1 protein-coding gene is annotated in these 12,496 nt (G+C 73.9%); it reads left to right on the forward strand.

Annotated elements, in window-relative coordinates:
• A partial coding sequence (locus tag ADL15_RS52760) for a type I polyketide synthase (RefSeq protein WP_067687487.1) occupies positions 1-12,496 on the forward strand: 12,496 nt, incomplete at both ends.

Below are 12,496 nucleotides of genomic sequence, written 5' to 3' on the forward strand. Positions count from 1 at the left end.
GATGCTGGCGGTGCAGGCATCCGAGGACGAGGTCCGGGCAGCGTTCCCCGATGTCGACATCGCGGCCATCAACGGGCCGCGGGCGGTCGTCGTGTCCGGCATCGCGGCGGACATTTCGCCCATCGAGCAGCGGGGGTGGAAGACCACGCGGCTGCGAACCAGCCACGCGTTCCACTCCCGGTTGATGGACCCGATGCTGGACGAGTTCCGGGCCGTGGTGACCACGCTGACCTTCACTGGCACCGGTGACTGGGCTGACCCGGAGTACTGGGTGCAGCACGTCCGCCGCCCGGTGCGGTTCGCGGATGCGATCGCGGCTTTGGACGGGGTCACCAGCTTCATCGAGCTCGGGCCCGACGGGGTGTTGTCGGCGATGGTCGACGGCGCGGTGCCGATGCTGCGCCGTGACCGTGACGAGGTCACCACGGCGCTGACCGCCCTGGCCACCCTGCACGTGCAGGGCGTGGAAGTGGACTGGACGCCGCTGTTCGCCGGAGTCCGGCCCGCCGACCTGCCCACCTACGCCTTCCAGCGTGAGCGCTACTGGCTGGAGAGCCGCCCGGCGCCGTCCTCCGCCCCCGCCGACGCCGCGTTCTGGACCACGGTCGAACGCAACGACCTGGCCGGGCTGGCCGCCGGCCTGGGCGTCGCCGCCGAGACCCTGGCACCCGTGCTGCCCGCCCTCGCCGCCTGGCGCGAACGGGGCCGCGAACGTTCCGCCCTCGACACCTGGCGCTACCGCGTCACCTGGAAACCCGCCACCCTCAGCGCCGCCGTCCCGGCCGGGACCTGGGCGCTGGCCGGCCCCGATCACCACGGGCTCACCGAGCTGCTGGCCGGGTTCGGCGTCCCGGTTGTCGACTGGGCCGCAGCCGGACCGGACCTGGCCGGCGTGCTCGCCACCGCGCGAACCCCGGCCGAGGCTCTCGACGTGGCCCGCGCCGTCGCCGAGACCGGCCGGGCCGTCCCGCTGTGGTTCGTCACCCGGGGCGCGGTCGCCACCGGCCGCGCGGACGGCCTGGTCGACGTCGACCAGGCCGCCGTCTGGGGCCTCGGCCGCGCCGTGGGCCTGGAACACCCCGAGATGTGGGGCGGCCTGCTCGACCTGCCCGCGACACTCGACGCCCGCGCCGCCACCCGCATCGGCGCGATCCTGGCCGGCGCGCTCGGCGCCGAGGACCAGATCGCGGTACGCGGCTCCGGCGCGCTCGTCCGCCGGCTCACCCCCGCCCCGACCGGCACCGCGCCCGCCTGGCAGCCGCGCGGCACCGTACTGATCACCGGCGGCACCGGCGGGCTCGGCGCGCAGGTCGCCCACTGGGCCGCCGCGCAGGGCGCGGACCGGCTGGTGCTGGTGTCACGCCGCGGACCCGGCTCGCCCGCCGCCGCCGCGCTGCTGGCCGCCCTGCCGCACGCCGAGATCCACGCCTGCGACCTCGCCGACCGCGACGCCGTCGCGGCGCTGCTGGCCACCGTCGGACCGGTCGACGCCGTGGTGCACGCGGCCGGGGTCGCCGCCGACGTGCCGGTGCTCGACGCCGACCCGGCCCACCTGCACGAGGTCCTCACCGGCAAGGTCGACGGCGCCCGCCACCTCGACGAGCTGGCCGGCGACGTGGACGCGTTCGTGGTGTTCTCGTCGATCTCCGGGGTGTGGGGCAGCGCGCAGCAGGCCGCCTACGGTGCCGCCAACGCCGCGCTGGACGCGCTGATCACCCGGCGCCGCGCGGCAGGCCGGCCTGGCACCGCGGTCGCCTGGGGGCCGTGGGCCGAGGTCGGCATGGCCGCCGACACCGAAGTGGCCGGCCAGCTGCGCCGCCGGGGTCTGCAGCCGATGGATCCGCGCCGGGCGGTCGCCGCGCTCGCTGCCGCGGTCGGCGCCGGCGACGTCGCGGTCACGGTCGCCGACGTGCGCTGGGCGGAGTTCCTGCCGTCGTTCACCGCGGCCCGCGCCCGCCCACTCTTCGACGACCTTCAGCCGGCCCCGACCCCCGCCGCCACCGGCACGGTCTTCTCCGGCTTCGCCCAGCGCCTCGCCGAACTGCCCGGCACCGACCGGGAACGGCACGTCGCCGAGCTGGTGCGCACCCACGTCGCCGCGGTCCTCGGGCACGCCTCCACGGCGGCGGTCGCCGGTGACCGGGCGTTCAAGGACCTGGGCTTCGACTCGCTTACCGCGGTCGAGCTGCGCACCCGGCTGCAGAGCGCCACCGGGCTGACCCTGCCCGCCACGCTCGCGTTCGACCACCCGAGCGTGGAACGGCTCGGCGGGTACCTGCTCGGCGAGCTCACCGGCACCGTCGCTGCCGTCGCCACGCCGGCCGTACCGGTCGCGACCAGCGACGACCCGATCGTCATCGTCGGCATGGGCGTCCGCTTCCCGGGCGGCGCCGACACCCCCGAGGCCCTGTGGGATCTCGTCGCCGCCGGTTCCGACGCGATCGGCGAGTTCCCCCGCGACCGCGGCTGGGACCTCGACGGCCTCTACCACCCCGACCCCGATCACCCCGGCACCACCTACACCCGCGAAGGTGGCTTCCTCTACGACGCCGCCGACTTCGACGCGGGCCTGTTCGGGATCTCGCCGCGCGAGGCCCTCGCGATGGACCCGCAGCAGCGGCTGCTGCTCGAAACGTCGTGGGAAGCGTTCGAACGCGCCGGGATCGACCCGCTGAGCCTGCGCGGCCAGCAGATCGGCGTGTTCGCCGGCACCAACAGCCTCGACTACGCCAGCCGCGCCGGCACGCTCCCCGGCGGCCTCGAAGGTCACCTGCTCACCGGCACCGCCGCCAGCGTCGTCTCCGGCCGGCTCTCCTACACGTTCGGCCTGGAAGGCCCGGCCGTCACCATCGACACGGCGTGCTCCTCGTCGCTGGTCGCGCTGCACCTCGCCGTGCAGGCGCTGCGCTCCGGCGAATGCACGATGGCGCTGGCCGGCGGTGTGGCGGTGATGTCCGGCCCGGAAACGTTCGTGCAGTTCTCCCGGCAACGCGGTCTCGCCACCGACGGCCGATGCAAGCCGTTCGCCGCTGCCGCGGACGGCACCGGCTGGGCCGAGGGCGCGGGGATGTTGCTGGTCGAGCGTCTTTCCGCGGCTCGCGCTTCCGGGCATCAAGTTCTTGCTGTGGTACGGGGGACAGCCGTCAATCAGGATGGCGCGTCGAATGGGTTGACCGCGCCGAACGGTCCCGCGCAGCAGCGGGTGATCCGTCAGGCCCTGGCCAACGCGGGGCTGAGTGCCGCTGACGTCGACGTGGTGGAGGCGCACGGCACCGGGACGACGCTGGGTGACCCGATCGAGGCACAGGCGCTGCTGGCCACCTACGGCCAGGACCGGGAGCGGCCGCTGCTGCTGGGCTCGATCAAGTCGAACATCGGTCACACCCAGGCGGCCGCGGGTGTCGCCGGCATCGTCAAGATGATCCTGGCGTTGCGCCACGAGACGCTGCCGGCCACCCTGCACGTCGACGAGGCATCGCCGCACGTCGACTGGAGCACCGGCAGCGTCGAACTGCTCACTGAGGCGCAGCCCTGGACAGCGGGTGACCGGCCGCGCCGCGCTGGGGTGTCCTCGTTCGGTATGAGCGGCACCAACGCGCACGTGATCATCGAGGAGCCGCCGGCTTCCTTGCAGGCGCAGACGGAGGCGCTGACCCTGCCGGTGGTGCCGGTGCTGGTGTCCGGTCACACCGCGGAGGCCCTGGAAGCGCAGGCTCTCTGGAGCGTCGACGGTGACATGCCCGCCATCGGTGCGGCTGCCGCCCGGCGTGCCGCACTGCCGCACCGCGCCGTGATCCTCGGCGAGACCACCGTCCGGGGTGTCGCCCGACCTGGCCGCCTGGCGTTCCTGTTCACCGGCCAGGGCGCCCAGCGCCCGGGTATGGGCCGAGGCCTCTACGCGACGTTCCCGGTGTTCGCGGATGCCTATGACGCGGTCGCGGTGCACCTGGACATCGACGAGACTGCGCTCGACGAGACCGGAAATGCCCAGCCTGCGTTGTTCGCCCTCGAGGTGGCCCTCGCGGCGCTGCTGCGGTCGTGGGGTGTCGTCCCGGACGTGCTGGTCGGGCATTCGATCGGTGAGATCGCGGCCGCTCATGTGGCCGGGGTGCTGTCGCTCGAGGACGCGGCGACGCTGGTGTCCGCCCGTGGCCGGTTGATGCAGGCGCTCCCGGCCGGTGGCGTAATGCTCGCCGTACAGGCATCCGAGAACGAAGTCCGCGCGGTGTTCCCGGATGTCGACGTCGCGGCGGTCAACGGGCCGCGAGCGGTCGTCATGTCGGGCCTGGCGTCGGACATTTCGCCCATCGAGCAGCAGGGCTGGAAGACCACGCGGCTGCGGACCAGTCACGCGTTCCACTCGCGGTTGATGGACCCGATGCTCGACGAGTTCCGGGCCGTGGTGACCACGCTGACCTTCACTGGCAACGGTGACTGGGCTGAGCCGGAGTACTGGGTGCAGCACGTCCGCCGCCCGGTGCGTTTCGCGGATGCCATTGCGGCTTTGGACGGGGTCACCAGCTTCATCGAGCTGGGCCCCGACGGTGTGCTGTCGGCAATGGTCGACGGCGCGGTGCCGATGTTGCGCCGCGACCGTGACGAGGTCACGACCGCGCTGACCGCCCTGGCGACCCTGCACGTGCAGGGTGTGCCGGTCGACTGGGCGCCGCTGTTCGCCGGGGTTCGGCCCGCCGACCTGCCCACCTACGCCTTCCAACGGTCGCGCTACTGGCCCGACGACGCTCCCGCCGCCGAACCCGCCGACAAGGACACCGACTTCTGGACCGCGGTCGACGACGGCTCGCTCGCCGACCGGCTCGGCCTGCCCGCCACCGCCCTCACCGACGTCCTCCCGGCCCTGGCCTCCTGGCGCGCCCGATCCCGGGAACGCTCGCTGACCGACGGCTGGCGCTACCGGATCCAGTGGGAGCCGGCCACCCCGACCCCCGACACCACCCTCGCCGGCACCTGGGCGGTCGCCGGTGAGGACCGGTACCGCCTGGCCGACATCCTCACCGCCGCGGGTGCCACCGTGGTGCCGCTGACCGAGAGCACCGGCACGGACCTCGCGGGCATCCTCGCCGCGCCGGCCTCGCTGCCCGAAGCCCTCACGCTGGTCCGTGACCTGGTCACCGCCGGGCAGCCCGTCCCGCTGTGGCTGGTCACCCGCGGCGCGGTCGCCGCCGGCCCGGCCGACGTCGATGCCGCCGCTCTCTGGGGCTTCGGCCGCGCGGTAGGCCTCGAACACCCCGAGATCTGGGGCGGCCTGCTCGACCTGCCCGCCACGATCGACGCCCGCGCCACGGCCCGGATCGCCGCAGTACTCGGCGGCGCCCTGGGCGCCGAGGACCAGATCGCCGTACGGGCCAACGGCACCCTGGTACGGCGCCTCGTCCCGGCCCCGGCAGCCACCGCGCCGGACTGGCAGCCGCGCGGCACCGTGCTGATCGCCGGCGGCACCGGCGGTCTCGGCGCGCAGGTGGCCCGCTGGGCCGCCGCGAACGGCGCCGAACGCCTGATCCTGGTCTCCCGCCGCGGCGACGCGGCGCCCGGCGCCGCCGACCTGCTGACGGAACTGCTGGCCGAGCTGCCCGCCGCCGAGACGCGCACCGGCGACCGCGCGGACCGCGCCGCCGTCGAGGCGCACGCCTGCGACCTGGCCGACCGGGCCGCGGTCGAGGCCCTGCTGGCAGCCGTCGGACCAGTCGACGCGGTGGTGCACGCCGCCGGTGTGGGCGAGGACGTGGCGCTGCTCGACGCGGACGCCGCCCACCTGCACCGCGTGGTCGACGGCAAGGTCGACAGCGCCCGGCACCTCGACGAGCTCGCCGGCGACGTGGACGCGTTCGTGGTGTTCTCGTCGATCTCCGGAGTGTGGGGCAGCGCGCAGCAGACGGCCTACGGTGCCGCCAACGCCGCCCTGGACGCGCTGATCGCCCGGCGTCGCGCCGCCGGTCGGCCCGGCACCGCGATCGCGTGGGGACCGTGGGCCGAAGTCGGCATGGCCGCCGACCAGGAGGTGGCGCACCAGTTGCGCCGCCGTGGCCTCACCCCGATGGCACCGGCCCGCGCGCTGGCCGCCCTCGCCACCGCTGTCGGCGCTGGCGACGACCAGGTCGTGGTCGCCGACGTGCGCTGGGCCGACTTCCTCCCGCTGTTCACCGCGGTCCGCGACCGCCCGCTGTTCGCCCGCCTCACCCCCGAAGCCGCCATCCCGGCCGGTCTTGCCACCGCCGACCGGCCCGGCACCGGCCTGACCGCCCGGTTGGCGCCGCTCACCCTGGCGGAGCGGCACCGCACCGTGCTGGACCTGGTCCGGGCCGACGTGGCCACGGTGCTCGGCCACGCCTCGGCCGCGGCGATCGCCGCGGACCGCGCGTTCCAGGACCTCGGCTTCGACTCGCTCACCGCGGTGGAACTGCGCAACCGGCTGCAGGCCACGACCGGGCTCACCCTGCCCGCGACCCTGGTCTTCGACTATCCCGACGCCGACCGGCTGACCACGTTTGTGCTCGGCCGGCTCACCCCGGAAACCGTGGTGTCGGACGCCACCGTCGCCCGCGCCGTCGCCACCGCCGACGACCCGATCGTCATCGTCGGCATGGGTCTGCGGCTGCCCGGCGGCGTGGAATCGCCGGAGCAGTACTGGGACCTTGTCTCGTCCGGTGGTGAGGGGATCGGGGCGTTCCCGGTGGACCGTGGCTGGGACCTGGACCGGCTCTATCACCCGGACCCGGACCACGCCGGGACGTTTTATGCCCGTGGTGGTGGTTTCCTCTACGGCGCCGGTGACTTCGACGCGGAGCTGTTCGGGATCTCGCCGCGCGAAGCCCTGGCGATGGACCCGCAGCAGCGGCTGCTGCTGGAGACGTCGTGGGAAGCGTTCGAGGCCGCCGGCGTCAACCCGCTCGGCCTGCGCGGCGAACAGGTCGGCGTGTTCGTCGGCGCCACCTTCATGGGCTACGGCAACGGACCCCACGACGCCGCTGACGGCGTCGAAGGTCACCTGCTGACCGGTACCGCGTCGTCGGTGATGTCCGGCCGGATCTCCTACACCTTCGGCCTGGAAGGCCCGGCCGTCACGGTCGACACGGCCTGCTCGTCGTCGCTTGTCGCGTTGCACCTGGCGGCGCAGGCGCTGCGTTCGGGTGAGTGCTCGATGGCTCTGGTCGGTGGCGTGACGGTGATGCCGGACGCGGACGTCTTCGTGGAGTTCTCCCGGCAGCGTGGTCTGTCGGCCGACGGTCGCTGCAAGTCGTTCGGTGCGGGCGCCGACGGGACCGGTTGGTCGGAGGGCGCGGGGATGCTGCTGGTCGAGCGGCTGTCGGCAGCCCGCGGGGCCGGGCATGAGGTCCTGGCAGTGGTGCGGGGGAGCGCCGTCAACCAGGACGGCGCGTCCAACGGGCTTACCGCGCCGAACGGCCCCGCGCAGCAACGGGTCATCCGGGCCGCCCTCGCGGGGGCGGGCCTGGCGCCATCCGAGGTGGACGTTGTCGAAGCCCATGGCACCGGGACCACGCTGGGTGACCCGATCGAGGCACAGGCGCTGCTAGCCACCTACGGCCAGGACCGCGTCGGCGGGCCGCTGCTGCTCGGGTCGGTGAAGTCGAACATCGGTCACACCCAGGCCGCAGCCGGTGTCGCCGGCATCGCCAAGATGATCCTCGCGATGCGGCACGAGACGCTGCCCGCCACCCTGCACGCCGACGAACCGTCCTCGCACGTGGACTGGTCGGCAGGCGGTGTCGAGCTGCTGACCTCCGCCCGGGCGTGGGCGGCAAGCGACCGGCCGCGCCGCGCCGGTGTGTCGGCGTTCGGTGTCTCCGGCACCAACGCCCACGTGATCCTGGAGGAGCCGCCGGTCGATGTCGCCGTAGCCGCGTCGCCGCTGACTTTGCCGGTGGTGCCGGTTCTGGTATCCGGTCACACGGTGGAGGCCCTGGAGGCGCAGACGGCCCGGCTGCCGCTCGACGCCAACCTGCCGGCGGTGGGTGCCGCCACGGCGCGCCGTGCCGCGCTGGCACATCGCGCCGTGCTCCTCGGTGATGTCACGGTCAGCGGGGTCGCGCAGTCCGGTCGCCTGGGGTTCCTGTTCACCGGCCAGGGCGCGCAGCGTTCCGGCATGGGTCGGGGTCTCTACGAGACGTTTTCGGTGTTCGCGGATGCCTATGACGCGGTCGCGGTGCACCTGGACATCGACGAGTCGGCGCTGGATGAGACCGGAAATGCCCAGCCGGCGTTGTTCGCCCTCGAGGTCGCCCTGGCAGCGTTGCTGCGCTCGTGGGGTGTCGTTCCGGATGTCCTGGTGGGTCATTCGATCGGTGAGATCGCGGCCGCCCATGTGGCCGGAGTCCTCTCCTTGGAGGACGCCGCGACGCTGGTGTCCGCGCGTGGCCGGTTGATGCAGGCGCTCCCGGCCGGTGGCGTGATGCTCGCCGTGCAGGCGTCCGAGGACGAGGTCCGCGCGGCGTTCCCCGATGTCGACATCGCGGCGGTCAACGGGCCGCGGGCAGTCGTGGTGTCCGGCATCGAGGCGGATATTTCGCCCGTCGAGCAGCAGGGGTGGAAGTCGACCCGGTTGCGGACCAGTCACGCGTTCCACTCGCGGTTGATGGACCCGATGCTCGACGAGTTCCGGGCCGTGGTGACCACGCTGACGTTCACCGGCACCGGCGAGTGGGCTGATCCGGAGTATTGGGTCCAGCATGTTCGCCGCCCCGTGCGGTTCGCCGACGCGATCGCGGCTCTCGACGGGGTGACCAGCTTCATCGAGCTCGGGCCCGACGGTGTGCTGTCGGCAATGGTCGACGGCGCGGTGCCGATGCTGCGCCGTGACCGTGACGAGGTCACCACCGCGCTGACCGCCCTGGCCACCCTGCACGTCCACGGCGTGTCGGTGGACTGGACGGCGCTGTTCGCCGGAGTCCGGCCCGATCAGCTGCCCACCTACGCCTTCCAGCGCCAGCGGTACTGGCTGCAACCCCGCCGCGAAGGCGCCGTCACCGCGGCCGACGCCGAGTTCTGGGAGCCGGTCGACCGGGGCGACCCGCTTACGCTGGCGGGGCGGCTCGGCGTACCCATGACGGTCCTCGAACCGCTGCTGCCCGCGCTCAGCGCCTGGCGTGAGCGCAGCCGGGAACGTTCGCTGCTCGACGGCCGGCGCTACCGGGTCACGTGGAAACCCGCCACCGGCCTCACCGCCGGGGCGCCGGTGGGTGTCTGGGCGGTGCTCGGCGACGACACCCTCGGCGTCGCCGCCGCGCTGAGCGACCTCGGTACGCAACCTGTGGTGCTGGCGCCCGCCGACCGCGACGAGCTGGCCGCCCGGCTGCGGGAGGTGGCACCGGCCGGTCTGCTGGTGCTGCCCGCAGTGCCCCTTCCTGGCTTGCTCACCGCCGTCCAGGCGGCAGCGGACACCGGCGTCCCGCTGTGGATCCTGACCCGCGGCGCGGTGACCACCAGCCGCGCGGACGGCGCCCCCGACGTGGACCAGGCAGCCACCTGGGGCCTCGGCCGCGTCGCCGGCCTCGAACACCCCGAGATCTGGGGCGGCCTCGTCGACCTGCCGGACACCCTCGACACCCGCGCCGTTGGCCGGCTCGGCGCGGTCCTGGCCGGTGGGCTCGGCGCCGAGGACCAGATCGCGATCCGCGGCAGCGGCGTCCTGCTGCGCCGCCTCAGCCCCGCACTCGCCGGCCGAGGCGAGCGGCCCGGCACCGAGCCGATCGGTGGTGGTGGCGGCGGTGAGTGGCGGCCTTCCGGCACCGTGCTGATCGCCGGTGGCACCGGTGGGCTGGGCGCCAAGGTGGCCCGCTGGGCCGCCGCGAACGGTGCCGAGCGCCTGATCCTGGTCTCCCGCCGTGGCAACGCGGCACCCGGCGCCGCCGACCTGCTGACGGAACTGCTGGCCGAGCTGCCCGCTGCCCAGGCACGCACCGGCGACCGTGCGGCCCGCGCCGCTGTCGAGGTGCACGCCTGCGACCTGGCCGACCGGGCCGCGGTCGAAGCTCTGCTGGCAGCCGTCGGACCGGTAGACGCGGTCGTGCACGCCGCCGGTGTGGCCGAGGACGCCGCGCTGACGGCCGCCGACGCCGCACACCTGAACCGGGTGCTCTCCGGCAAGGTCGACGGTGCCCGGCACCTCGACGAGCTGACCGGTGACCTGGACGCGTTTGTCGTCTTCTCCTCGATCGCCGGCGTGTGGGGCAGTGCCGGACAGGCCGCCTACGCCGCCGCCAACGCCGCCTTGGACGCCGTGGTCGTCGGCCGACGTGCCCGGGGCCTGCCGGGCACCGCGATCGCCTGGGGACCGTGGGCCGAGTCCGGCATGGCCGCCGACGCCGAGGTGAGCGCCCTGCTGCGCCGCCGCGGCCTCACCCCGCTGGACCCGGCGACCGCCCTCACCGCGCTGGCCGCCACGGTCGGCGCCGGCGAGGACCACGTCACGGTCGCCGACCTGCGCTGGACCACGTTCCTGCCCGCCTTCACCGCCACCCGGGCCCGGCCGTTCTTCGCCGACCTCCCGGCCGCCCAGGCCGTCGAGGCACCGGTCCTCGCCGGGGGAGCCGAGCAGTCGGCCTTCGCCCGGCGGCTGGCCGGCCTGACCCCCGCCGACCGGTCCCGGCTGGTCGCCGAGGTGGTCCGTACCCACGTTGCTGCCGTCCTCGGCCACGACTCCACCGCGGCGATCGCACCGGGCCGCGCGTTCAAGGACCTCGGCTTCGACTCGCTGACCGCGGTCGAACTGCGCAACCGGCTGCGCGCCGCCACCGGGCTGACGCTGCCGGCCACCCTCGCGTTCGACCACCCGACCGCGGCCCGGCTCGCCGACTTCCTGCTCGCCCAGGTCACCGGCCGCTCCGACACCGTGGTCACCGGCGTCACGGCCGCTACCAGCGACGACCCGATCGTCATCGTCGGCATGGGTCTGCGGCTGCCCGGCGGCGTGGGATCGCCGGAGCAGTACTGGGATCTGGTGGCGTCCGGTGGTGAGGGGATCGGGGCGTTCCCGGTGGATCGGGGATGGGATCTCGATCGGCTCTATCACCCGGATCCGGACCACGCCGGGACGTTCTACGCCCGTGGTGGCGGTTTCCTCTACGGCGCCGGTGACTTCGACGCCGGGCTGTTCGGTATCTCGCCGCGCGAGGCCCTCGCCATGGACCCGCAGCAGCGGCTGCTGCTGGAGGTCTCGTGGGAGGCGCTGGAGCGCGCCGGCGTGGACCCGCACGGGCTCGCTGGTCAGCCGGTCGGCGTGTTCGTCGGCGCCACCGCGATGGGCTACGGCACCGGCCCGGTGGAGTCCGTAGACGGCATCGAAGGTCACCTGCTGACCGGCACGGCGTCGTCGGTGATGTCCGGCCGGATCTCCTACACGTTCGGCCTGGAAGGCCCGGCGGTCACCGTTGACACGGCGTGTTCGTCGTCGCTGGTGGCTTTGCACCTGGCGGCGCAGGCGCTGCGCTCGGGTGAGTGCTCGATGGCTCTGGTCGGCGGCGTGACGGTGATGCCGGACGCGGACGTCTTCGTGGAGTTCTCGCGGCAGCGCGGCCTCGCGGCCGACGGTCGCTGCAAGTCGTTCGGCGCGAGCGCCGACGGCACGGGTTGGTCGGAGGGCGCGGGGATGCTGCTGGTTGAGCGTCTTTCCGCGGCTCGAGCTTCCGGGCATCAAGTTCTTGCTGTGGTACGGGGGACAGCGGTCAACCAGGACGGCGCGTCGAATGGGCTCACAGCGCCGAACGGTCCCGCCCAGCAGCGGGTGATCCGTCAAGCCTTGGCCAACGCCGGGTTGACCGCGGCGGACGTAGACGCGGTGGAAGCACACGGCACCGGCACGACGCTGGGTGACCCGATCGAGGCGCAGGCGCTGCTCGCCACCTACGGCCAGGACCGTTCCGGCGGGCCGCTGTGGCTGGGCTCGGTGAAGTCGAACATTGGTCACACGCAGGCCGCCGCCGGTGTCGCCGGCATCGCCAAGATGATCCTCGCGATGCGCCACGAGACCCTGCCGGCCACCCTGCACGCGCAGCAGCCCACCCCGCAGGTGGACTGGTCGGCCGGCGACATCGAGCTGCTGACCGAGGCACAGCCGTGGGCGGCAAACGACCGCCCGCGTCGCGCCGGTGTGTCGGCGTTCGGTGTCTCCGGCACCAACGCCCACGTGATCCTGGAGGAGCCGCCGGCTTCTCCCCAGGAGAAGGCAAAAGCGCTGACCTTGCCGGTGGTGCCGGTGCTGGTATCCGGTCACACGCCGGAGGCCCTGGAAGCGCAGGCTGTCTGGACGCTCGACGGTGACGCGCTGGCCATCGGTGCGGCTGCCGCCCGGCGTGCCCCACTGCCGCACCGCGCCGTGATCCTCGGCGAGGCCACCGTCCGGGGTGTCGCCCGGCCCGGCCGGCTGGCGTTCCTGTTCACCGGTCAGGGCGCGCAGCGGGCCGGCATGGGCCGGGGCCTCTACACGACGTTCCCGGTGTTCGCGGACGCCTTCGACCGGGTT

It is taken from the genome of Actinoplanes awajinensis subsp. mycoplanecinus (assembly GCF_001509495.1).
Lineage (GTDB): Bacteria > Actinomycetota > Actinomycetes > Mycobacteriales > Micromonosporaceae > Actinoplanes > Actinoplanes palleronii.